General features: G+C 70.2%; 24 protein-coding genes and 1 pseudogene. 9 read left to right on the forward strand and 16 right to left on the reverse strand.

Annotation, left to right across the window (positions count from 1 at the left end; translation table 11 throughout):
- Positions 1-24: 24 nt before the first annotated feature.
- From F3H57_RS16635 to F3H57_RS16705, 15 genes are all read right to left on the reverse strand, one after another.
- The gene (locus F3H57_RS16635) at positions 25-1,215 is read right to left on the reverse strand and encodes a DegT/DnrJ/EryC1/StrS family aminotransferase (RefSeq protein ID WP_149757099.1); all 1,191 of its coding nucleotides are present in this window, start codon (positions 1,213-1,215) and stop codon (positions 25-27) included.
- A gap of 102 nt (positions 1,216-1,317) precedes the next feature.
- Positions 1,318-2,622, reverse strand: coding sequence for an NAD(P)/FAD-dependent oxidoreductase (locus tag F3H57_RS16640; protein ID WP_149757101.1), 1,305 nt, complete (start codon positions 2,620-2,622; stop codon positions 1,318-1,320).
- An 85-nt stretch (positions 2,623-2,707) separates the two neighbouring features.
- Positions 2,708-4,069: a glutamine synthetase family protein gene (locus F3H57_RS16645; protein ID WP_149757103.1), complete on the reverse strand. Its 1,362-nt coding sequence runs from the start codon at positions 4,067-4,069 to the stop codon at positions 2,708-2,710.
- Positions 4,066-4,749 carry a type 1 glutamine amidotransferase gene (locus F3H57_RS16650; protein WP_149757105.1) on the reverse strand — a complete coding sequence of 228 codons (684 nt, stop codon included), beginning with the start codon at positions 4,747-4,749 and terminating at the stop codon, positions 4,066-4,068. The genes F3H57_RS16645 and F3H57_RS16650 overlap by 4 nt, the downstream gene beginning before the upstream one ends.
- A gap of 118 nt (positions 4,750-4,867) precedes the next feature.
- A complete protein-coding gene (locus tag F3H57_RS16655; protein ID WP_149757266.1) occupies positions 4,868-6,202 on the reverse strand; it encodes a glutamine synthetase family protein in 1,335 nt (444 codons plus the stop codon).
- A 32-nt stretch (positions 6,203-6,234) separates the two neighbouring features.
- Complete coding sequence (locus F3H57_RS16660) at positions 6,235-7,041, reverse strand: ABC transporter permease (RefSeq protein ID WP_149757107.1); 807 nt, start codon at positions 7,039-7,041, stop codon at positions 6,235-6,237.
- Between the two features lie 91 nt (positions 7,042-7,132).
- A complete protein-coding gene (locus tag F3H57_RS16665) occupies positions 7,133-8,017 on the reverse strand; it encodes an ABC transporter permease (protein ID WP_149757109.1) in 885 nt (294 codons plus the stop codon).
- A 3-nt stretch (positions 8,018-8,020) separates the two neighbouring features.
- Positions 8,021-8,833 carry an alpha/beta fold hydrolase gene (locus F3H57_RS16670; protein WP_223163112.1) on the reverse strand — a complete coding sequence of 271 codons (813 nt, stop codon included), beginning with the start codon at positions 8,831-8,833 and terminating at the stop codon, positions 8,021-8,023.
- 48 nt (positions 8,834-8,881) lie between these two features.
- Entirely contained in the window at positions 8,882-9,607 is a 726-nt protein-coding gene (locus tag F3H57_RS16675) for a transporter substrate-binding domain-containing protein (RefSeq protein WP_149757113.1), read from the reverse strand.
- A 29-nt stretch (positions 9,608-9,636) separates the two neighbouring features.
- Positions 9,637-10,407, reverse strand: coding sequence for an ABC transporter ATP-binding protein (locus F3H57_RS16680; RefSeq protein WP_149757115.1), 771 nt, complete (start codon positions 10,405-10,407; stop codon positions 9,637-9,639).
- A gap of 283 nt (positions 10,408-10,690) precedes the next feature.
- The gene (locus F3H57_RS16685; RefSeq protein ID WP_149757117.1) at positions 10,691-11,131 is read right to left on the reverse strand and encodes a tellurite resistance TerB family protein; all 441 of its coding nucleotides are present in this window, start codon (positions 11,129-11,131) and stop codon (positions 10,691-10,693) included.
- A gap of 42 nt (positions 11,132-11,173) precedes the next feature.
- Positions 11,174-11,587 (reverse strand): tellurite resistance TerB family protein, encoded by a 414-nt coding sequence (locus F3H57_RS16690; RefSeq protein ID WP_149757119.1) that lies wholly within the window; start codon positions 11,585-11,587, stop codon positions 11,174-11,176.
- Between the two features lie 89 nt (positions 11,588-11,676).
- A complete protein-coding gene (locus tag F3H57_RS16695) occupies positions 11,677-12,459 on the reverse strand; it encodes a 23S rRNA (adenine(2030)-N(6))-methyltransferase RlmJ (protein WP_149757121.1) in 783 nt (260 codons plus the stop codon).
- Positions 12,460-12,498: 39 nt separating this feature from the next.
- The gene (gene cutA / locus F3H57_RS16700) at positions 12,499-12,822 is read right to left on the reverse strand and encodes a divalent-cation tolerance protein CutA (protein WP_149757123.1); all 324 of its coding nucleotides are present in this window, start codon (positions 12,820-12,822) and stop codon (positions 12,499-12,501) included.
- Positions 12,819-13,445 (reverse strand): DUF2306 domain-containing protein, encoded by a 627-nt coding sequence (locus F3H57_RS16705; RefSeq protein ID WP_149757126.1) that lies wholly within the window; start codon positions 13,443-13,445, stop codon positions 12,819-12,821. The genes cutA and F3H57_RS16705 overlap by 4 nt, the downstream gene beginning before the upstream one ends.
- A gap of 446 nt (positions 13,446-13,891) precedes the next feature.
- Here F3H57_RS16705 and F3H57_RS16710 point away from each other — a divergent pair, with 446 nt between their 5' ends.
- Together F3H57_RS16710 and F3H57_RS22990 are read left to right on the forward strand one after the other, a co-directional pair.
- Positions 13,892-14,752 carry an inositol monophosphatase family protein gene (locus F3H57_RS16710; RefSeq protein WP_149757128.1) on the forward strand — a complete coding sequence of 287 codons (861 nt, stop codon included), beginning with the start codon at positions 13,892-13,894 and terminating at the stop codon, positions 14,750-14,752.
- A 72-nt stretch (positions 14,753-14,824) separates the two neighbouring features.
- Positions 14,825-15,047 (forward strand): annotated as a pseudogene (locus tag F3H57_RS22990) (ATP-dependent Clp protease adaptor ClpS).
- A gap of 316 nt (positions 15,048-15,363) precedes the next feature.
- Here the strand turns inward: F3H57_RS22990 and F3H57_RS16720 are convergent.
- Positions 15,364-15,969 (reverse strand): hypothetical protein, encoded by a 606-nt coding sequence (locus F3H57_RS16720; RefSeq protein ID WP_149757130.1) that lies wholly within the window; start codon positions 15,967-15,969, stop codon positions 15,364-15,366.
- Between the two features lie 235 nt (positions 15,970-16,204).
- On the opposite strand from F3H57_RS16720, the gene modA reads away from it, so the two are divergent.
- The 7 genes from modA (at position 16,205) to trmB (ending at position 22,874) form a co-directional block, all read left to right on the forward strand.
- Complete coding sequence (gene modA / locus F3H57_RS16725) at positions 16,205-16,957, forward strand: molybdate ABC transporter substrate-binding protein (RefSeq protein WP_149757132.1); 753 nt, start codon at positions 16,205-16,207, stop codon at positions 16,955-16,957.
- 3 nt (positions 16,958-16,960) lie between these two features.
- Positions 16,961-17,653: a molybdate ABC transporter permease subunit gene (gene modB / locus F3H57_RS16730; protein WP_149757134.1), complete on the forward strand. Its 693-nt coding sequence runs from the start codon at positions 16,961-16,963 to the stop codon at positions 17,651-17,653.
- Positions 17,650-18,738: a molybdenum ABC transporter ATP-binding protein gene (gene modC / locus F3H57_RS16735; protein ID WP_149757136.1), complete on the forward strand. Its 1,089-nt coding sequence runs from the start codon at positions 17,650-17,652 to the stop codon at positions 18,736-18,738. The genes modB and modC overlap by 4 nt, the downstream gene beginning before the upstream one ends.
- A 366-nt stretch (positions 18,739-19,104) precedes the next feature.
- Positions 19,105-20,148: an aldo/keto reductase gene (locus F3H57_RS16740; RefSeq protein WP_149757138.1), complete on the forward strand. Its 1,044-nt coding sequence runs from the start codon at positions 19,105-19,107 to the stop codon at positions 20,146-20,148.
- A gap of 31 nt (positions 20,149-20,179) precedes the next feature.
- Complete coding sequence (locus F3H57_RS16745; RefSeq protein ID WP_149757140.1) at positions 20,180-21,073, forward strand: DMT family transporter; 894 nt, start codon at positions 20,180-20,182, stop codon at positions 21,071-21,073.
- Between the two features lie 89 nt (positions 21,074-21,162).
- Positions 21,163-22,116 (forward strand): zinc-binding metallopeptidase family protein, encoded by a 954-nt coding sequence (locus F3H57_RS16750; protein WP_149757143.1) that lies wholly within the window; start codon positions 21,163-21,165, stop codon positions 22,114-22,116.
- A 47-nt stretch (positions 22,117-22,163) separates the two neighbouring features.
- Positions 22,164-22,874: a tRNA (guanosine(46)-N7)-methyltransferase TrmB gene (gene trmB, locus F3H57_RS16755; RefSeq protein WP_149757145.1), complete on the forward strand. Its 711-nt coding sequence runs from the start codon at positions 22,164-22,166 to the stop codon at positions 22,872-22,874.
- Positions 22,875-22,941 lie beyond the last annotated feature (67 nt).

Below are 22,941 nucleotides of genomic sequence, written 5' to 3' on the forward strand. Positions count from 1 at the left end.
ATCGGGCCGCCGCCCCGCCGCGCTTCAGGTGCCGTAGGCGCGCGCCGGCCGCATGACGTGCTCGGCCGCGGCGACCAGCACACCGGCCACCGCCTCGCACTCCGCCGGCGTCAGCCGGGCCGGCAGCCGCGTGTCGCAGGCGCGCTGCAGCATCGCCCGGGTCTTCGGAAGCTCCGGCAGATCCTCGATGAAGGTCCAGTTCCAGAACGCGCGCGCATTGTCCTCGCTCAGCCCGAAGACCTGCACCTTGACGCCCGCGGCCTCGGCGGCGGCGGCGAAGGCCCGCACGTCGTCGTCACTCATGCCGCTGAGGTTGAATTGCAGCGAATCCGGCGCCCGCTCCTCCGGCCCGAGCTTCTCGGGCACCGAGATCCAGGGCGAGGTGTTGAGCTGTGCCGCCACCAGGTCGTGGTTGCGCCGGCCCTTGGCGACACGCGTCTGGATCAGGGGGATCTGCGGCCGGATGATCGCCGCCGACAGGTTCGACAGCCGCGTGTTGTAGAGCGGCAGCCTGTTCTGCCAGCGGGCGAAGGACTGGTGCAGCACCGGATGCTTCTTCCAGTTGTGTTCGTAGGCGCCCGACATGATGACGGCGCGCGCCATGATGTCGGGATCGTCCGACACCAGCAGCCCGCCCTCGCCGGCATTGACCAGCTTGTAGGACTGGAAGCTGAAACAGCCGATCTTGCCGATCGTGCCGATGTTGCGGCCGTGCCAGGTGGTCCCCAGCGAATGCGCCGCGTCCTCGACCACCGGCACGCCGCGCGCCTCGCTCAGCGCCATGATCCGGTCCATGTCCGAGGTATGCCCGCGCATGTGGCTGATCATCACCGCGTCGACATCCGGCAGCTTGGCCTCGAAATCCCGCATGTCGATCCGATAGTCGGTGCCGACCTCGCACAGCACCGGGATGCACTCGGCGTGCAGGACCGAGGACGGCACCGCCGCGAAGGTGAAGGCCGGGATCAGCACCCTTGCGTCGCGCGGCAACCCCAGCGCCTTCAGCGACAGGAACAGCGCGGCCGAACAGCTCGACACCGCCAGCGCGTATTTCGCGCCCAGATGCGCCGCGAATTCCTCTTCGAGGACGGCGACCGGGCTCGCCTCGGGCGCGGTGTAGCGAAACAGGTCCCCCGACCGAAGCAGACGGTCGATCTCGTCACGCGCCTCCGCCGGGATCGGCTCCGCGTCGTGCATGTCGGGGATCTGGGTCATGGTACCGTCCTTCGTCTACCCTTCAATTGTCATATGCCGGGAAGGCACTGTCCGCCAAGCGATATCGGGCGGGGCGCGCACGTGCCGCAGAGGGGCGTGGCGCTACAGCCCCAGCCGGTCGCGCAGCGCGTACCACGACATCGCGAGCGCCAGGAGCGGCGAGCGCAGGCCAGCGCCGCCGGGGAAGGTCCGCGCCGGCACCGCCGACAGCGTGTCGAAGCCTGAAGCCTCCCCGCGCACCGCATCCGCCATCAATTTGCCGGCATGGATCGCGGTGCCGAGCCCGTGACCCGAATAGCCCGAGGCCGACAGCACCCCCGGCGCCGGCCGCGCGAGATAGGGCATCCGGGTCATGGTGATCCCCAGCGTGCCCCCCCAGGCATAGTCGAGCCGCACGTCCCTCAGCGACGGGAACACCTTCAGCATCGGTTTCGACACGGTCGCCCGGATGTCGCGCGGAAAGCGGTAGCCGTAGCTCTCGCCGCCCCCGAACAGCAGCCGGCCATCGGCGCTGAGGCGGAAATAGTTCACCACGAAGCGCGCGTCGGCCACGGCGATGTCGCGCGTCAGCACCTCCGCCGTGCGCGCGCCCAGCGGCTCCGTCGCGACGATGAAGTTGTTGATCGGCATGACCCGGGCCGCGACCCCCGGCTCCAGCCCGCCGAGATAGCCGTTGGCGGCGAGGATCACCTGATCGGCGCGCACCGCGCCGCCATCCGTCTCCACCCGCGCCGTCGTGCCGGGCAGGACCTTCCGCACATGGCTGCCCTCGTGGATCCGCACGCCCGCCCGCTCGGCCGCGCGCGCCAGCCCGAGTGCCAGCCGCAATGGGTGCAGGTGCCCCGCATCCATGTCGACGATCCCGCCGGCATAATCCGGCGAAGGACAGATCGCCCGCCAGCTCTCGCGCCCATGCGTCTCGATCGCGTGGTAATCGTAGCGCTCCGCCAGGTGCCGCGCATAGGCGTGCAGATCCGCGACGTCGCCGTCCGACGACGCGGTCCAGGCCACGCCGGGGCGCAGATCGCAGTCGATCCCGTGCAGCGCGATCAGGTCCTTGACCAGCCGCTTGGCATCCTCGGCCAGATCCCACAGCACCCGCGCCGGCGCCGTCCCGACCATCTTCTCCAGCTTCACCTGGTCCGCCCGCTGCCCCGACCCGAGTTGCCCGCCATTGCGCCCGGACGCGCCGAAGCCCACCCGTTGCGCCTCCAGTAGCACCACGTCGAGGCCCGCTTCCGCAAGGTGCAGCGCGGCCGAAAGCCCGGTATAGCCTGCCCCGACCACGCAGACATCCGCCCGCGTCTCGCCCGCGAGCGCCGGCAACCGTGCCAGCGGCTCCGCCGTCGCCGCGTACCAGCTCTCGGGATATTCCCCATGACGATCATTGGCATAGAGCAGGTCCATGCGCCGCGCCCCTCTCTTCTTCTCGTCGAAAATACTCCGGGGAGCGCGAGGGGCCGGCCCCTCGCTCCCGCCCGGTGCCGCACGCTCAGACGTTGAGCAGCAGGTGCTCGCGCTCCCACGGGCTGATCACCTGCAGGAACTCCTCGTACTCCGCTCGCTTCACGATGGAATAGACCCGGGCGAATTCCGGCCCGAGGATCTCGTGCAGCGCACTCGCCCCGTCGAAGAGGTCGAGCGCCTGGCCGAGTACGCGCGGGATGTCCCCCTCGCCCTCGTAGGCATCGCCCTTGAACTGCTTGGAGGGCCAGCGCTCCTCCATCAGCCCGAGGTAGCCGCAGGCGAGCGACGCGGCGATCCCCAGGTACGGGTTGCAGTCCATGCCGGCGAGCCGGTTCTCGATCCGGCGGCTCTCGGGTCCCGACAGCGGGATGCGGATGCCCGTCGTGCGGTTGTCGCGCGCCCATTCGAGATTGATGGGCGCAGCGTGGTCGCGCACGTAGCGGCGGTAGGAATTGACGTAGGGCGCCAGCACCGCGATCGCCGAGGGCAGATGCGTCTGCATCCCGCCGATAAAGTGGAAGAAGGCGTCCGTCTCCCCGCCCTGCGGCCCCGAGAAGATCGACTTGCCCGACTCCAGATCGTTCACCGAATGGTGGATGTGCATGGCCGAGCCGGGTTCCTCGGCGATCGGCTTGGCCATGAAGGTGGCGAAGCAGTCGTGCCGCAAAGCCGCCTCGCGGATCAGCCGCTTGAAGAAGAACACCTCGTCGGCGAGCCGCACCGGGTCGCCGTGGCGCAGGTTGATCTCGAGCTGGCCGGCGCCGCCCTCCTGGGTGATGCCGTCGATCTCGAAGCCTTGCGCTTCGGCGAAATCGTAGATGTCGTCGATCACCGGGCCGAACTCGTCCACGGCGGTCATCGAATAGGCCTGCCGCGCCGCCGCGGGGCGGCCCGAGCGGCCCATCATCGGCGCGATGTCCTTGGCCGGGTCGACGTTGCGGGCGACAAGATAGAATTCCATCTCCGGCGCCACGACCGGCTGCCAGCCCTGTTTCTTGAACAGGTCGACCACCCGGCGCAGCACGTTTCGCGGCGCGCATTCCACCGGCCGGCCCTTGCGGTCGAAGGCATCGTGGATCACCTGCAGCGTCCAGTCGCCGGTCCAGGGCGCGGCCGAGGCGGTGGCCATGTCCGGGTAGAGGATCATGTCGCGCTCGATGAAGCCCTCGTCCTCGTCGGCGGCCTCTCCCCAGTCGCCGGTGATGGTCTGGTAGAAGATCGAATCCGGCAGGTGGAAATATTTCTGCCGGGCGAATTTCGATGCCGGCACCGCCTTGCCGCGGGCGATGCCCGGCAGGTCGGCGATGATGCACTCCACCTCGTCGAGCCGGCGGCCCTCGAGGTAGTCTTGCGCGGCCTGCGGCAGGGTTGCGATCCACTCGTTCATGTCAGCCGCCGTGTGCGAAAGAAGCGCTCGAACTGGTCGATGACCGACAAGCGGTCGCTGGGCGCGCCGAGCTTGGCGCGCGCGCCTTCGAGAAGCGCGTCGGGTACGATCCCCGGCCCGCGCTCGTCGATCAGCGCCTGGGTGAAGGCGTCGTCGAACTCCGGGTGGGCCTGCACCGTGTAGATGCTGTCGCCGTAGAGCAGCGCGGCATTCTCGCAGAACGGGTTCGTCGCGACGAGCTGCGCGCCCTCGGGCCGCGCGACGACCTGGTCCTGGTGCCAGGCGTTGATCGTCTTCGGCCCGTCGCCGAACTCGTAGGTATGCGCACCGACGGCCCAGCCACCGGGGTATTTCTCGACCGTGCCGCCGAGGGCCTGCGCGATGATCTGGTGGCCGAAGCACACCCCGACGAGCGGGCGGTCGCTGGCGTGGATGTCACGGATGAGTTCTTCGAGCGGCGGGATCCACGCGTGATCCTCGTAGGCGCCGTGCCGCGAGCCGGTGATGAGCCAGCCGTCGGCAGCCTCGGGGCCCGGAGGGAACTCGTTCTCGACCACGCTCCAGGCTTCGGTGTCGAAGCCGCGGGAGGTAAGCAGGGCGCCGAACATGTCCGAATATTGGCCCCACCGCGCGGAGAGGCTGTCGGGCACGAGCCCGGTCTGCAGGATTCCGATTTTCATGGATCACCGCGTTTGCGTTTCGCGCGTACCGTAGTCGTGTGCGGGCGCAGGGGCAAGCGGGGGCCTGACCGGTCAGGCCCCCGCACCCCAGGGCGGGCAATCTGCCCACCTCGCGCGCTCACACGGTGTCGAGGTAGATCGTCACCTGCTCGGAGGGGCTCAGCTGGTTCATGTAGAACACCTCCTGCCGCTTGGTCAGAAGCAGGTTGCGGATCAGTTCCGCCGGCAGGATGCGCGGGATGATCGGGCTCGCCTCGAAGGCGTCGATCGCCGATTCCCAATCCGACGGAATCTGCCGCAGCCCCTGCGCGTAGGCGTTGCCGGTGATCGGTTCGGGCGGCTCCGCCCCGCGCTCGATCCCGTCGAGCGCCGCCCCGAGGATCGCCGCGAGCAGCAGGTAGGGGTTCACGTCGCCCCCGGCCACGCGATGCTCGATCCGCCGCGCCTTGGGGTTGCCGGACGGCACCCGGATCGCGCTCGTGCGGTTCTCGTAGGCCCAGGAGACCCCGGTGGGCGCGTGCGCCTCCGGCACCAGCCGGTCGTAGGAGTTGAGATGCGGCGCAAAGATCAGGGTGGAGTCGAACATCGCCTCGAGGCATCCCGCCACCGCGCTGCGCAGGACATCCGTTCCCTTCGGCCCGCCGTCGTCGAAGATGTTGCGCCCGTCGCGGTCGAGGATAGAGAAATGCGTATGCAGGCCCGAGCCGGGATAATCCTCGTAGGGCTTGGCCATGAACGAGGCGGCAAAGCCGTGCCGCCGCGCCATTCCCTTCACCAGCATCTTGAAGAGCCAGGCGTCGTCGGCCGCGCGCAGCGCGTCGTCGCCGTGCATCAGGTTGATCTCGAACTGGCCCAGCCCCGCCTCGGAGATCGCGGTATCGGCGGGAATGTCCATCTCCTCGCAGGCGTCGTAGAGATCGGTGAAGAACACGTCGAACTGGTCGAGCGTGCGGATCGACATGGTCTCCGCCGCCTTGCGGCGCTTGCCCGAGCGCGGGCTGATCGGCACTTCGAGGTTGCGCCCCGAATCGTCGATCAGGAAGAATTCCAGCTCGCAGGCCACGACCGGCGTCAGCCCCTTGGCCCGGTAGCGCCCCAGCACCGCGCGCAGCGCATGGCGCGGATCGCCGTCGAAGGGGCGCCCGTCCTCGTGGAACATCCAGATCGGCAGCAGCGCCGAGGGCGCCTCCAGCCACGGCATCGGGATGAAGCCGCGCTCGGTGGGCCACAGGATCCCGTCGCGGTCGCCGCTCTCGAACAGAAGCGGGCTGTCGTCGATATCCTCGCCCCAAATGTCGAGGTTCAGCACCGACATCGGAAAGCGCGTGCCGTCCTCGATCACCTTATCGGCAAAGCGCGTCGGCACGCGCTTGCCGCGCGGCTGGGCGTTGAGATCCACCGCCGCCGCGCGGATCGTGCGGATCTGCGGGTTCTTCCGCAGGAAGGTCTTCATCTGGTCGGTGCGGGCCATTTGGGTCCTTGTCGTTAGCGCGCGAGCGTCGGGCGAAGCCGAAGCCGCGCGCGTCCATCCTGCGGAAGATGCCGGTTCAGCCGCCGGTTCACCAGCCCGAAGAGCGAAATGATTACCAGAGTCAGCAGGATGAAGTAGGCCGCAAGGATCGGGTAGGGCACGAACGGGTTGAACGTCTTGTCCGCGAAGTAGCTGGCGTAATAGAGCGCGTCGCCCTTCTGCTGGCGCGCCGGAAAGCCGGTGAAAAAGACCAGCGCGGTGGCGTGAAAGAGAAAGATCGCCTCGTTCGTGTAGGCCGGCCAGGCCAGCCGGAGCATCGTCGGCCAGGTGATCTTGCGGAACTTCGTGACGCCCGAGAAGCCGTAGGCATCCGCCGCCTCCAGATCGCCCTTCGGCACCGATTGCAGCGCGCCGTAGAAGATTTCCCCCGAATAGGCGGCGGTGTTGAAAAACAGCACGATCGTCGCGCCGAGCCAGGCGGAGGTGAACGGATCGAAGAACGGGTAGGCCGATTTCAGGCTGAGAAAGGCGAAATAGGCAAAGAAGAACTGGATGAAGAGCGGCGAGCCCCGGAAGAGGAAGATGAACCATTCCGACGGCTTGCGGATCAGCGGATGCGCCGACGCCTTGCCGAGCGCCACCGCGGTGGCCAGGAAGAACCCAGTCACAAGCGCCAGCGTGCCGAAATAGACGTTCCAGATCATGCCCGAGCCGATCAGCGTAACCTGCTGGCAGAGCGTGAACTCCGACCGCGGCAGTAGCCGCTCGCCATAGCCGAGCGAGCGGAAGGCGTAATCGGCGACGGTCTCCCAGCAGCTCATGCGGTCCTCCCGCCGGAAGCGGTGCGATGTGAGTATTTGGAACGAGAAGAAGCAGGGGCGCGGCGCGCAGGGGGTGGGGTGGGACGCATGGTCATGCCGCGGCCCTCTTGCGCTGGGCCTCGCCGGCGAGGGTGGCCTGCCCGCGGGTGAGGCGCGCGGTCACGCGGGCGAGCACGACCTCCGAGACGCGCGTGAAGGCGAGATAGAAGACCAGAAGCCCGAGGAAATACCACATCCGCCAGTCGCCGTGCGGGTAGGAGGTGAATTGCGGCGTCTTGGTCCCGCCAAGCTCGCGCGCCCAGTAGACGATGTCCTCGACGCCAAGCAGGAACAGCAGCGGCGTCGCCTTGATCAGCACCATCCACAGGTTCGACAGGCCCGGCAGCGCGTAGACCCACATCTGCGGGACAACGATGCGGCGGAAGACCTGTGCCTCGGTCATGCCGTAGGCGTGCCCGGTCTCGATCTGCGCGCGCGGCACAGCCCGCATCGCGCCGTAAAGGACGTTGGCGGCGAAGGCGCCGAAGACGATGGCGAAGGTCAGCACCGCGAGCGCGAAGCCGTAGACTTCGTGGATCCACTGGTCGGCGGTCGACAGCGGCAGCTTGGCCTGCGGGCAGACGACGAAGTCGTTGCCCTGCCAGATCGGCTGGTCCCAGTGGCCGCAGCGGATCTGGTGGCGCGCCCATTCGAACGCCTGGTCGAGGGCGATCACGAAGAACAGGAAGAAGGCGATGTCGGGCACGCCGCGCACGATGGCGATGTAGCCCTTGCCGATCCACGCCAGCGGTGCGATGCGCGAGCGTGCCAGGCTCGCGCCGCCGAAGCCGAAGGCGAGGGCGGCGGGCGCGGTCACGGCGAGCAGCAGCAGAACGGTGCCGAAGGCGCCGTAGAACGCCATGTGCTTGCCCGTCGTCAGGTAGCAGGCGAGCCAGGCGAGGCCCTCGAGGCTGGCGGGATCGGTGCAGTCAGGCATCGCTCAGCCCTCCAGCCGGGACAGGATCGCCCGCGCCACGCGCGGCGGATCCTCCAGTTGCGGCAGGTGCCCCAGCCCGTCCATTTGGGTCAGCGGCACGCCGATCCGCTCGGCCAGCGCCGCGCCGCGCGCGAGCGGAATCCAAGGATCGTCGGCGCCCCAGAGGACCGAGGCGGGGCAGCGCAGGTCGCCGTAGCGATCCTCCATCTCGGCGGTGAAGCGCTCGTCCGCGAGCGCGAATTGCCGCCAGAAGGCGGTCTGACCGTCCGGTGTCAGCCACGGCGCGTCGAGGCCGTCGTAATCGTCGGGCGCGATGGGATGGGCGAGCGCGCTGTCGATATAGGCGCAGACCACCGCCTTGTGGATATGCGGCGGCAGCCCGGTGAACGCGTCCACATGGCGCTTGACGTGTTCGAAGAAGTCCGATCCCCAGGGCCGCATCGCGACCACGTTCATCAGCACGAGCGCTGTGTAGTCACGCCCGCGGAGAAGATGCGCGCGCAAGGTGACCGCGCCGCCGAAATCGTGCGCGACGACGCGCGGCGCATCGAGGCCCCAATGGTCCAGCATCTCGCAGAAGACCTCGCCCTGCACGTCGATCGATGGCGGCCGCGCCCCGTCCTTTTGCGATCGGCCGAAGCCGGGCATGTCATAGGCGTGGACGCGGAACCGCGCCTCCAGCGCCGGGGTGATGCGGTGCCAGCTGTAGGAGGACCACGGCCAGCCATGCGCCAGCACGAGCGGCGGGCCGTCACCCGCCACACGCGCCACGACAGTCCCGGCGCTCGTCTCGAAGGTCTGGTCAAGGCTCCACATCGCGGGCATGCCGCGGGGCGGGCGATCCGCCCACACCCCCCCTGGCGCTCAATACTGGCCGATATCCTCTCCGAACCACTTCACGAGCATCTCGTTCAGCGTGCCGTCCTCCTTCATGGAGGTGATGGCGGCGTCGAAGGTTTCCTTCAGCTCGGTGTCGCTCTCGCGCAGGCCCATGCCGATCCCGTCGCCAAGCGGCACCGGCTCGCCCACGAAGACCAGCTCGCCGCCCGAGGCGTCGACGAGCGGCTTGAGGTAATCGTAATCCGCGAAGACCGCGTCGGCCTCGCCGTTGCGGACCGCCGCCACCGTCTCCTCGGGCGTCGCGAACTCGATCAGCGCGGCGTCGCCCTCGGCCACGTGCGCGGCCTGGATCGTCGCGGCCTGGCCGGCGACCACGCCGGTTTCCCAGTCGGCGTCCTCGGAGGTGGCGACATAGGCGCTCTCGGTCGGCGGGTAGTAATCCTGGGTGAAGTCGATGACCTCGTCGCGCTCGTCGGTGATCGACATGCCGGCCATGATCGTGTCGTAGTTCGACGACACCAGGTTGGGGATGATCGAATCCCAGTCGTTTGTGACCCATTCGCAGGTCAGTTCGGCCCGGGTGCACAGTTCGTTGCCGAGCTCGATCTCGAAACCGTCGACGTCGCCGGCATCGTTGATGAAGTTGTACGGAGGATAGGCGCCCTCCGTGCCCATGCGGATCACGTCCTGGGCGAGGGCGGCCGAGGCGGCAAGCGACAGCGCCGCGGCGGTGGTCAGAAGCGTTTTCATGAATGGTCTCCCTGGTATTTTGCGGGGGTCTACGCCCCGTGGGTGGAACTTAGAAAGCCGCGCAGCCGCTCGGAGCGAGGGGTTCCGAACAGGTCGTCCGGCGCGCCCTCTTCCTCGATCAGCCCGCGGTGCAGGAACACGACATGCGAGGACACGTCGCGCGCCATCTTCATGTCGTGGGTGACGATGATCATCGTGCGGCCCTCGTCGGCGAGCGCCTTGATGACGCGGACCACCTCCTGCTCCAGCTCGGGGTCGAGTGCGGAGGTCGGCTCGTCGAAGAGGATCGCCTCGGGCTCCATCGCCAGCGCGCGCGCGATCGCCGCGCGCTGCTGCTGGCCGCCCGAAAGGTGTGCGGGATAGGCCTCGCACTTGTCGCCGATGCCGACCTTGGCGAGGTAGTCGCGCGCCGCCGCCTCGGCCTCCGACCGGTCGCGGCCGAGCACGGTGACCGGCGCTTCCATCACGTTCTGCAGGATGGTCATGTGGGACCACAGGTTGAACTGCTGGAAGACCATCGACAGGTTCGTGCGGATGCGGATGACCTGTTTCCGGTCGGCGGGGCGCCGGTCATGGCCCTCGCCGCGCCAGGTCACCGGCTCGCCCTTGAAGCGGATCTCGCCTTGCTGGCTGTCCTCCAGGAGATTGGCGCAGCGCAGCAGCGTCGACTTGCCCGATCCCGACGACCCGATGAGCGAGACGACCTCGCCGGCGCGCGCGGTCAGGTCGATCCCCCTCAGCACCTCGAGCGAGCCATAGCTCTTGTGCAGGTCGCGGATGGCGATGACGGGTTCGGTCACGGGGGGCTGTCGCGCGCTCTCTTCCTGTCGGTCCGGGGGAGCATGGAGCGAAAGGGCCGGGCATTGCAACGTGCATTCCGGCCGGAATGCCGCCACGACATGCTCTCTGACGAAGCGTCAGCCCGTTTCCCGGGCACCACCCGTGCCGGCCCGTCGTCCCCGCCGCTCCCCCTCCTTGCCGCTCCGGGGCTTCATCTGCCCGAAAATATCCCGGGGGAGTCGCCGCCACTGGCGGCGACGGGGGCAGCGCCCCCTGACAGGCCCTCCGGCGCGGACGCCGTGGTCAGCCCCGCGCTTCCACCCTCTGACGCGCGAGGGCGCTGTCGCGGTCGGAGATGCCCAGGAGGTTCGACACCAGCCGCAGGAGCGAATCCTCCTCGGGGTCTCGAACCCCGTCTGCGAGCACCACGGACCACAGTGCCTCGATCACGCCCATGCGGTCCTCGTAGGCCACCGCGTCCTTGATCGCTCGGGTGAAGCGGACGGTGTCCGGCGCCTCGCTTTCCAGCGCCTCGGCCTCGCCGCGCAGCGCCGTGGCCTCCTCGGGCGGCAGTCCGTAGCGGGTGGCGGCGATACGGTCGATCCGCGCGCGTTCGTCGGAATCGTAGTCGCCGTCGGAGCGTGCGATGCGCACCAGCAGGGCGGTCAGGGCGAGCCGCGCGTCGTCGTCGGGCAATGTCGCGGGGGCGGGCGCCGTGAGGCGGTTGATAAGATCAGCGAACATGAAGGGTCATATAGACCGCGTGCCCGGCGGCGCAAACCGCCCTCAGGCAATGTCGGCAGAGGCGAGCGCGCCGTCCGGCAGGCCGAAGGTGCGGGCGACCGACGCGGCGGCCCGCGGGCCGCGCCCGGCTGCGGCGACGTGCAGGAGGCAATGTGCAAAGGCCGCACGTTCCTCGGCCGGGACGTGCTGCGCCACCAGCCTCTGGTAATCGCAGCCCGGCGGCAGGCGCGCGGCCACGTCCTCGCAGATGCGCCGCATCTCCGCGGCCTCCCGGCGTGTCAGATCGTAGCGATGCGCGAGCACCGCGTCGATGCGCTCGGCCACCGGCAGGAGCTCGGCGAGCACGCCTTCTGAGGACAGGCGCACGGTCAGCGCGCCGAGCGCCACCGGCGTATCCGCCGGATCGAGCCAGGCGGCGTCCGGTCGCGAGGCCCAGAAGATCAGTCTCATGGACATGGACGCCTCCCTGCGCGCAGCCCGAAAGCGGCCGGACGGGACCGGCTGCCCGGCAGCGTGACGCGCGCGGGGCGTCTTGTCCAGCCTCCCTAGGTCGCTGCCGCCATCGCTCGGCCGATTGCGGCGAGCGCGGTATCGAGCCCGTAGGGCGGGTTCACGACGAAGAGCCCCGAGCCGCGCATCCGGTGCCCCGGCCGCACCGGCGGGAAGCCGACCTCGTGGCGCAGCGCGCCGGGATGGTCGCGGACCAGCCGCTCCAGCATCGGTCGGTGCGGCGCCGCTTCGAGCACCGGGTACCACAGCACCAGGATGCCGACGTTCCAGGCGCGCGCGAGCTTGGCGAAGAGCTTCGGGATGTCCTCGTAGTCCCGCTTCACCTCCCAGGACGGATCGCAGAGCAGCAGCCCGCGCCGCGGCGTCGGCGGACAGAGGCTGCGGGCGAGGTCCGTCCCGTCCTGTCGGTGGATCCGCACACGCGCATCGGCGCCGAGCGTCTCCGCCAGCGCCGCATGCTCGGCCGGGTGCAGTTCGGCCAGGTGCAACCGGTCCTCGGCGCGCAGCAGCGTCGCCGCCAGGAGCGGCGAGCCGGGATAGGCCGCGTCGCCATGACGGGCCCGGATCGCCGCGAGCGCGGCGCGGTAAGGATGATCGGCGGCGAAGGCCGCCTCGGCCCGGCCGATCCCCGCCGCCGCCTCCCCGGTCTTCAGCGCCTCGGCGCCGGTCAGGTCGTATAGCCCGCGACCGGCATGGGTCTCCAGATAGCTCAGCGGCTTCGGCTTCCGCGTGAGGTAGGACAGCATCCACGCCAATGCGGCGTGCTTGTGCACGTCCGCCGGGTTACCGGCGTGGTAGGCGTGCTGGTAGGAGAGCATGGGCGGGCCTTCCTTGCGGGGATGGGCAGATTGCCCACCCTAGGGGCGGCCGGGCGCGGCCACACTCGTTTCGATCCAGCCGAGATAGCCCTCGGACCCCGCGTCGATCTCGTGCGCCCAGAGCGCCGGTTCGTCGTAGGAATGCGTCTCGAGGATCAGCGCGGCGAGCGCGTCGTAGCCTTCGCGCGTGGTCTTGAACAGCAGGCGCCATTCGGCATCCTCCTGCACGCCGTCCCATTCGTAGACCGACGAGATGGCGGTGATCTGCACGCAGGCGGCGCGTCTATCGGTCACCGCGCGGCGGGCGAGGGCGCGGGCGGCGTCCTCCGAGTCGATGGTGGTAAAGACGGCGAGGGCGGTCATCGGCGCTCCTGTCTGAGCCAGAGTTCGAGGGCGGCGAGGTAGGGCAGGTAGAACCCTGCGAAGTTGAAAAGGTCGAAGGGGCCGGTGAAGGCCGCGTTCGACCCCGCGCCCCCGGTCGCGGCATACCAGACCCAGTAGTGCAGGCGATAGAGGAAGGAGCCGAGCGCCAGCACCGTCAGCCTGAGCGCCCAGCGGCGATGCCGCGCCCGGTCCTTGTCGAGCGCATGATAGGCGGTGTTCGCTGCGGCCAGAAGCAGCAGCGCCCCGTAGAGCGCGAAGCCCGCCGACATCAGCGTCCCGCCGATCGTGCCTTTCAGCGCGATGTAGCCGAGGCCGCAGATCCCGGTGATCGTCGCGGCACCCAGCGTGACGTAGCCGAGCACGCGGTGGGCGCGCGGACGGCGGATGCGGATACGCTCGATCAGTTGGAGCGGCGCGAGGCAGGTCGCGAGGGCGCCGGTGGCCATGTGGGTGAAGATCAATGCGTTGGGAAGCGGCGTGGTGAAGAACCGCGTGTCTTCCGACAGGTCGGCCGTCAGCCCGCGCAGGCCGAACCCCGCCGAATAGAGCACGAAAGGCAGGGCAAGAAGGCCGAGGATCACGAGGGCGGCACGGCGGGGCATGGCCTCAAGGTGCGGCGGTGCGACCCGCCGGGCAAGCGTCCCGGTGCGCGACGCATGCGGAGTCGCAGGTCGCTTGCCCGGGCCGGCCTATCGGCGCCATGCCGTGCGCTTTGGCGGCGCCGGGCGGAGCGAGGGGCCGGCCCCTCGCGCTCCCCGGAGTATTTGAAGCCCAAAGAAGCTGCACGCGCGCCTGTTTCTTCTCGTTGCAAATACTCCCGCCGGAGGCGTGTTTCGATGCCGCCAGGTGAGGCGGCCGGACAGGGGCGGGCACGGGCCTTTTCGGACGTGACCGAGGCGATCCCGGGGGCTGCCTTCGGGTTGCCGGACAAGCTGGCGCAATCCGGCCGTGGCGCAAACGGCGCCGCCGACCCCGCCCATTCGGCTTGAACGCCGCGCCTCACCCCCCTAAGCCGTGATCGCGAGACCTCCGCCGAAGGGAATCCCCGATGACCGAGAGCCTGCCCGCCCCGCTTTCCGCGCAGATCACGCGCGCGCAGAAGACGCAGGTGCTGAACCTCGTCCGCCGCGCCGCCCGGGCCGAGATCATGCCGCGCTTCCGCAATCTCGGCGCCGCCGACATCGATCGGAAGTCCGGGCCGCAGGACCTCGTCACCGACGCCGACCGCGAGGCCGAGAAGATGATCGCCCGCGGGCTGCAGGCGCTCTGGCCCGATGCCGTCATCGTCGGGGAGGAGGACGCCAGCGCCCGCCCCGAGGTGGTGGACGGGCTGCCGGAGGCGGCGCTGGGTTTCACCATCGATCCGGTGGACGGAACCTGGAACTTCGCCAATGGCCTGCCGCTCTTCGGGGTGATGGTGGCGATGACGCGCTACGGCGTGCCGGTGTTCGGGCTGCTTTACGATCCGGTGATGGACGATTGTATCTGGGCCGAGACCGGCGAGGCGGCCGAGCTCGTCAAGGGGCGCCAGCGGCCGCGCCCCCTGCGCGCCTCTTCGGGCGGCACGCTGGAGGACCTGGTCGGGTTCGCCTCGCCCTACCTCTTGCCGCGCGACCGGCAGGACTCCTTCGTCGCGACCTTGCCGCGCCTGTCGCGCGCGGTGTCGATGCGGTGCGCCTGCCACGAATTCCGCACCTTCGCGCAGGGCGGTGCGGATTTTGTGCTCGCGACCAAGGTCACGCCGTGGGACCACACGCCCGGGGCGCTCATCGCCGAACGGGCGGGCGGCTACGTGCGCATGCTCGACGGCTCTGACTACCGCGCCGGCACGACATCGGGCTATCTGCTGGCGGCGTCCGACAAGACGACGTGGCAGCGGCTGCGTGATCTCTGGGCGTTCCTGCTGTAGCGCTGAGGCGCGCCCGCCGTCGGGACTGGACCGGGCGCCGCGCCTCGGCGAGACTTGGCGCTGAGGTCTGCGATGCCCCGGACCGTGACGGCGCCGACCTCGGAAGCCAAGACGCGACCGCAGCAACCGCCGCTCTACAAGGTGATCCTGCTGAACGACGATTTCACGCCGTGCGACTTCGTCGTGGCGGTGTTCCGGATGTCCGAAGGAGGAGGCGTTGGGGGTCATGCTCACCGCGCATCGCCGCGGCGCCTGTGTCATCGCCGTCCTCACCCGGAAGGTGGCCGAGGAATAGGCCGGGCGCGCGAACGACAAAGAGCCGCGCGGCGGGCTATCCACTGGCGTTTACCATCGAGAAGGAGTGAGCCGGGCGGGCCTCCCGGCAGAACATGCGCCCCGGCGTGAAAATGGCTGCGCGGCCTGAGGCGGTTTGACCCGGTCCGCATTGCCGAGGGCCGATCTGAGCCACGCCATGAGGCGCGTGCCGGTGGATCGCCGCCTGGGGGCAATACCGGTTCTCTCAGGGCGTGCCGGGGCGCCTGCACCTGCCGTTGATGCGGGGTCCTGCCTCGTCTGCGCTCCCGAAGCCTCCGGGCCGCCCGCCCGTCGCGCTACGCCATCGCCACCTCCGCCGGCCCCTCGATCGCGGACGGGCCGAGATGCCAGGTCCGGGGCGGCGCCATCCGCGCGCGCAGCCGCTCGAGCCGCCAGCGCCCGGCGCTGCCGATATGCGCGGGCTCCATTCGCAGCCGTGTCTCCACCCCTTGCGCGCCGCCCGCGCCCGGCGTCAGGATCAGCCCGAGGGGCCCGCCCCGCCCCGCCGCCGCCCCTGCCTCGGCGGCCAGGTGCAGCCGGCGCACCGGAGTCAGCGGCGGCGGCTCCGGCAGCTCGGCCACCACTGCCGAGGCCACGCCCGCGCGCAGGCTCTCCTCCATCGCCCAGAGCAGATCCTCCGGCCGTCGCGCAGCGATGAAAACCACGCCGCCGGGATCGCACCACTCGGCCATCCCCGGCGGGTGCAGCGGATCGCGCCCCCAGGCTGGCGCGATCCAGATCGCCGGGGCGCCCGCCGCCGCCAGGGCACGCAGCGCCAGCGTCCGCCGCGCCCGTCCGCAGATCTCGTGCACCCGACCCAGCGTCAGGGGCACTTCGTCCCAGAGGGTGAGGGCGGGCGGCGCCCCGTGCGGGACGCGGCGAAGAGGGGGGGCGAGGCTCATGCAACTCATCCTAATATGTTCGCTAAATGTTCTCAACGTCGATCCGTCCCCGATCAACGGCGCTCCGCTGCCGTACAGCGCCTCGCCCACGGGTTTCATCTGCCCGAAAATATCCCGGGGGGTGTAGGGGGCAGCGCCCCCACGCGACGGCAGCCGCCGGGCGCGGCGCCGGACCCCTTGCCCTCGCTCCGGCCAGGGACGACAGTGCCGCCGTTCCGTACCGAGAGCCTCGCCGATGATCCGCGCCCTCCTTCTCGCCTGCCTTTTCGCCACGCCGCTCCGCGCCGCGGAGATCACCGTCTTCGCCGCCGCGAGCCTCGGCCCCGCGCTGGAGGAGGCGGCGGACGCCTGGGCCGAGCAGTCCGGCCACCGCGCCGTGGTCTCGCCCGCCGGGAGTTCCGCGCTCGCGCGGCAGATCGCGCAGGGCGCGCCGGCCGACGTGATCCTGTCGGCCAATCCCGACTGGATCGACTGGCTGGAGGACCGCGACCTGATCGATTCGGCGACGCGCCGGGTGCTCATGTCCAATCGGCTGGTGCTCATCGCCCGTGGCGCGGGCGACGACAGCGCCACACCGGTCACGGCCGACACGGACATCGCCGGCGATCTCGGCGACGGGCGACTCGCCATGGCGCTGGTGCAGGCGGTGCCCGCGGGCATCTACGGGCGCCAGGCGCTCACCACGCTCGGCCAGTGGGAGGCGCTTGCCCCTCGCGTCGCGCAGGCCGACAATGTCCGTGCCGCGCTCGCGCTCGTGGCGCTGGGCGAGGCGCCGCTCGGCATCGTCTACGCCACCGATGCGGCGGGGGAGAAGCGGGTGCACGTCGCCGGCATCTTCCCCGAGGGCAGCCACGATCCGATCCTCAATCCCGGTGCGGTCACCGCGAACGCCGCAGAACCCGAGGCCGCGCGCGCCTTCCTCGACTGGCTGGGCGGCCCCGCGGGCCGGGCGATCCTCGACGCCCACGGCTTCGGCCCGGCCCGCTAGGCGATGGAGGCGCTCGGCCCCGAGACCTGGCAGGCCGTGGCGCTGAGCCTGCGCGTCGCGCTGGTGGCGACGCTTCTAAGCCTGCCCTTCGGCATCGGCATCGCATGGCTCCTGGCGCGGCGGGATTTTCCCGGCCGCGGCGTGCTGAACGGGCTCGTGCATCTGCCGCTGATCCTGCCACCGGTGGTCACCGGCTACCTTTTGCTGCTGCTCTTTGGCCGTCAGGGGCCGCTCGGCGGGCTGCTGCACGACCTCTTCGGGATCACGCTCGCCTTCCGCTGGACCGGCGCCGCGCTCGCCGCCGCGATCATGGCCTTCCCGCTCATGGTCCGCGCCATCCGCCTCGCCTTCGAGGCGGTGGACCCCCGGCTCGAGGCCGCCGCCGCCACGCTCGGCGCCTCCGCCCCGCGGGTCTTCGCCACGGTCACGCTGCCGCTCATCGCGCCGGGGATCGTCGCCGGCGCCATCCTCGCCTTCGCCAAGGCGATGGGCGAGTTCGGCGCCACCATCACCTTCGTGTCTAACATTCCGGGCGAGACGCAGACCATCCCGTCGGCGATCTACGCCTTTTTGCAGGTGCCGGGGGGCGAGGGCGCGGCGCTGACGCTGGTGGCGATCTCGGTTGCCATCGCGATGGGCGCGCTCGTCGCCTCCGAATGGATCGGCGCGCGCATCGCACGGCGGATCCGCGGATGAGCCTCGCCGTCGCACTCCGCCACCGGCAGGGCGACTTCACGCTCGACGTCGATTTCGCCGCGCCGGAGGGGGTCACTGTGCTCTACGGCCGCTCGGGTGCGGGCAAAAGCTCGGTGATCGGCGCCGTGGCGGGGCTCGTGCGGCCCGAGGCGGGGCGGATCGCGGTCGGCGCGCGCACGCTGTTCGACAGCGCCGCCGGCACCGACGTGCCGGTCCATCGCCGCCGCGCCGGCGTCGTCTTCCAGGAGCCGCGGCTCTTTCCGCACCTGACCGTGCGCGAGAACATGCTCTATGCGCGGCGCGTGACCGGGCGCCGGGGCGCCGGGGCTCTGGACGAGGTGACGCAGCTTCTGGGGATCGGCGCGCTACTGGACCGGCGCCCGCGCACGCTGTCGGGCGGGGAGGCGAGCCGCGTCGCCATCGGCCGCGCGCTCCTGTCGGAGCCGGAGATCCTGCTCATGGACGAGCCGCTGGCCGCCCTCGACGAAGCCCGGCGGGCCGAGATCCTGCCCTATCTCGAACGCCTGCGCGATCACGCGCGGATGCCGATCCTCTATGTCAGCCACAACCTCGGAGAGGTGGCGCGGCTGGCCACTCACCTTGTCGTGCTGGAAGGCGGCCGCGTGGTCCGCGCCGGCCCGCCCGAGACGCTGCTTGCGGACCCGTCGCTGGTGCATCTTCTCGGCCTGCGCGAAGCGGGATCGGTGATCGCCGCGCGCGTTGCCGCCCATGCCGGGGACGGGGTGACGGAGCTTTCGATCTCTGGTGGGCCGCTCTACCTGCCGCGGATCGAGGCGGAGGTGGGCACGGCGCTGCGGGTGCGGATCCTGGCGCAGGACGTGCTTCTGGCGACGAAGCGGCCCGAGGGCCTCTCGGCGCTCAACGTGCTGCCGGTGGAGGTTGTGTCGCTGCGCTACGGCGGCGGGCCGGGGGTGACGGCGCAGCTACGGGCCGGGGAGGATCTCCTGCTGGCGCGGATCACCCGGCGCAGCACCGACGCGCTCGGCCTGCGGGAGGGGATGCGCTGCTTCGCGGTCCTGAAGTCGCTGGCGGTGGCGCCCACGGATGTCGGCGGGCCGGGGTAAGCGTCTCCACCGGCCGGAAGGTGACGGGGCAGCGCCGGCCCGTGGGGCGGCGCTAAAGACCTCGGAGGTCCGTGGTTTATTTCAGCCAAGCCCCTCTGCCATCCGAGCGTTACACAAGGATGACAAAGCGCCGACCCGCGGGGACGGGCCGGCGCTGGCCCGGCGCCTTCGGCTTGTTCCGGGCCGGTCAGCGCGGGGCTCGGCCCTGGTATGGGAAGCGGCCTCGGTGGCCGCCCAGCCTTATGCCCCCGAGACGGATGGAACTGGGCCGGACCTCCATCTTCTGTCCGACCCGCACCACCCACCGCCTTGCACCCGCCGCTCGGTCCACTAGGAGTGTCCGCGCGACCCGCGAAGGAGCCCCCCATGCAGTATCGCCCGCTCGGCCGGACCGGCCTTTCCGTCTCCGAACTCTGCCTCGGCACGATGACCTATGGCAGCCAGACCGGGCCGGAGGATGCCCACGCCCAGATCGACCGGGCGCTGGAGGCCGGGATCAATTTCATGGACGCCGCCGAGATGTACCCGGTGAACCCCGTCGCGAAGGAAACCGTCGGCCGCACCGAGGAGATCGTCGGCGACTGGTTCGCCAAGACCGGCAAGCGCAGCGACTGGATCCTCGCGACCAAGATCACCGGCGAAGGCCAGATGGCCGTGCGCGACGGCGCGCCGATCACGCCCGAGACCCTGACCGAGGCGCTCGAGGGCTCGCTGCGGCGCCTGAAGACGGATGTCATCGACCTCTACCAGCTCCACTGGCCGAACCGCGGCAGCTATGCCTTCCGGCAGATGTGGTCCTACACGCCCTGGCAGCAGGACCGCGAGGCCACGCGCCAGCACATGCAGGATGTGCTGGGCTGGATGCAGGAGCAGGTCGCCCGCGGCACGATCCGCTTCTTCGGCCTCTCCAACGAATCGGCCTGGGGCACGGCGGAATGGCTTCGCCTTGCGCGCACGGGCGATCTGCCCGAGGTGCAGTCGGTGCAGAACGAGTATTCGCTGGCCTACCGCATGGCCGACACCGACCTTGCCGAACTCCTTGTGAACGAGGGCGTCGGCCTGCTGCCCTATTCGCCGCTCGCCGGCGGGCTTCTGACCGGCAAGTACCAGGGCGGCGCGGTGCCGGCGGGCTCCCGCATGTCGGTCAACGAAACGCTCGGCGGGCGCATCAGCGACCGCGTCTTCCCGGCCGTCGCGGCCTATCTCGATGTCGCGCAGCGCTTCGGGATCGACCCGGTGCACATGGCGCTGGCGTGGTCGGCGCGGCGGCCCTTCGTGGCGTCCTCGATCCTCGGCGCGCGCACGCTGGATCAGCTCGACCACGCGCTCGGCGCCACCGACGTGAGCATTTCGGACGAACTGGCCGCAGAGCTGGACGCGGTGCACAAGGCGCATCCGTTCCCGTTCTGAAGCCCGCGCCCGTGCTCCGGGGATAGACGGCGTGGAACTCTGGATCCTCTTCACGCTGATCGCGGCAAGCGTGCAGACCCTGCGCTTCGCGCTTCAGAAGGTGCTGAGCCTCGGCGGGCTGTCTCCGACCGGATCGACCTTCACCCGCTTCGCCTTCGGCGCGCCGTTCGCGGCGCTGACGGCGGCGTTCTGGCTGTGGTCGACCGGCGCGCCGCTCCCCTCGCTTGGTCCCGGCTTCTGGGGCTTCGCGCTCGCCGGGGGCGCGGCCCAGGTGCTGGCGACGGTGTGCATGGTGGCGCTGTTCTCCGAACGTCATTTCGCCGTCGGCATCGCGCTGATGAAGACGACGGTGCTGCAGACGGCGATCCTCGGGCTCCTGGTGCTGGGCGATCCCCTGTCGGCCGGCGGCTGGGCGGCAATGGCGATCGGGGTGGTCGGCGTGGTGATCCTGTCGCGTCCGCCCGAGGGCCGCGGCTGGCGGCTCAACCCGCGGGCGCTGGCGCTGGGGCTGGGCGCGGGGTTCCTGTTCGCGATCTCGGCGGTCGGCGTGCGCGGCGCGACGCTGGCCGTCGCCTCGGATGATCCCTTCCTGCGGGCGAGCGTGACGCTGGCGCTGATCACGCTTGGCCAGGCGCTGGGCATCGCCGCCTGGCTGCACCTGCGCGAGCCGGGGGAACTGGGGCGGATCTGGCGCGCGCGGCGCACCGGCGCGATGGTCGGGCTGACCTCCATGGCCGGCAGCGTGTGCTGGTTCACCGCCTACACGCTGGAGCGCGCGGCCTACGTGCAGGCGTTGGCGCAGGTGGAGGTGATCCTGTCGATCCTCGCCGGGGTGACGTTCTTCCGGGAACGCATCTCTCGCCGCGAGGCCGGCGGCATCGCGGTGCTCACCCTGTCGATCCTTATGATCGTGGCGCTTGCCTGAACGCGCGAGGCAGGGAACAACGGACGCCGACAGGGGTTCGCCCCGGCGTCGTACATCGGTCCGGCGCATCCCGATCCGGCAAGGCTATCATGCAAATCTTCACCTGTCCCGCCTGCGGCGGCGCCACCTACCTCCACAACCTCGCCTGCGGCTGCGGGCACGCCATCGAATTCGACCCCGATGCGCAGGCGATGCAATCGCTCGACGCCCCGTGCGGCAACCGCGACGCCATCGGCTGCAACTGGCGGGCCGAAAGCGACGGGCTCTGCCGGTCCTGCGCGATGACGGAGGTCGTGCCGGACCTGCGCGAGGACACCAACCGCCCGCTCTGGGCCGAGACCGAGGCCGCCAAGCGCTGGATGCTGGCGACGCTCGGCCGCTGGGGCTGGTTCACCGCCTCCGATCCCGGCGACCGGCCGGTGTTCCGGCTGCTGTCCGAGAAGACTGCCACCGGCGAGGCGGGCGTGGTCATGGGTCATGCGAACGGCGTCATCACCATCAACGTGAGCGAAGCGCGGAGCGCAGTTCTGGCGGAGCGGCAGGAGGAACTGGGCGAGCTCTACCGCACGATGCTGGGCCACATGCGGCACGAGACGGCGCACTTTCTGCAATTGCGCCTGCTGTCGAGCCCCGGCTTCCCGGAGGCGTTCCGCAAGCTTTTCGGCGACGAGCGCGCCGATTACGGCGCGGCGCTCAAGGCGCATTACGCCGATCCCAAACCGGCGGGCGACGATCACGTCACCAGCTACGCCACCGCCCATCCTCACGAGGACTGGGCCGAGACGCTGGCGCACCTTCTGCATCTCGTCGACCTTCTCGACAGTGCCGCGGCGGCCCGTCTGCAACTACCCGACGGCCCGCCGCGCGGCTACGACGCCTATGCCGAGACCGACACCGAAACGCTGCTGCACTTCGCCGTGGGGATGTCGATCGCCGTGAATCACGTGAACCGCGCGCTCGATCTGCCGGACCTCTACCCGTTCGTGATCCGCTCCGGCGTGCGCACGAAGTTGGCCTTCGCGCATCGCTGGCTGCACGGCTGACCGCGCGCCGTTGCACCGCGCCGCGCCGCGCGCTATCCGGCGCCGCCATGACTGACAGGCATCATAGCGGTGCGCCCTGGCGCAATTTCTACGGCCGGCTCAAGGGCAAGGCCCTGCGGCCCGCGCAGGAGCGGTACCTCGACGAGGATCTGCCGCGCTTGCAGATCCCGGGCATCGGTTGGGACGAGAACCCGGACCGCGCGCGGCTCGATCTGGGCGGGGTGTTCGGCGACCGCCCCGTTGTGCTGGAGATCGGTTTCGGCGGCGGTGAGCACCTCGTCCACATGGCCGAAAGCCGCCCGGATGCCGGGTTCATCGGCTGCGAGCCCTATATCAACGGCGTCGCCATGCTACTGGGCAAGCTGCGCGAGAGCGGTGCCGATAACGTCCGCGTCCATGCCGGCGACGTGCGCGACCTCTTCGACGTGTTGCCCGAGGGCGCGCTGTCGGCGGTCTACCTGCTCTATCCCGACCCCTGGCCGAAGAAGAAGCACCACCGCCGGCGGTTCGTCACGCCCGAGCACCTGGAGCCTCTGCATCGCGCGATGGCGCCGGGCACGGTGCTGCACGTCGCGACGGACATCCCCGACTACGTGCGCCAGACGCTCGAAGAGGTGCCCAAGGCCGGCTTCGAATGGCTGGCCGAAGGGCCGTCCGACTGGCGGCAGCCCTGGGCCGGCTGGCCCTCCACCCGCTACGAGCAGAAGGCGCTGCGCGAGGGGCGGGTGCCGCATTACCTCACCTTCCGGCGGGTCTGAGGCCGGCGCGCGATGGACGGCGGGCGGGGCGCTTGCTAACAGGGCCTCCGAGCCACGAAAGGACCAG

The organism is Roseivivax sediminis, assembly GCF_900112685.1.
Classification (GTDB): domain Bacteria; phylum Pseudomonadota; class Alphaproteobacteria; order Rhodobacterales; family Rhodobacteraceae; genus Roseivivax; species Roseivivax sediminis.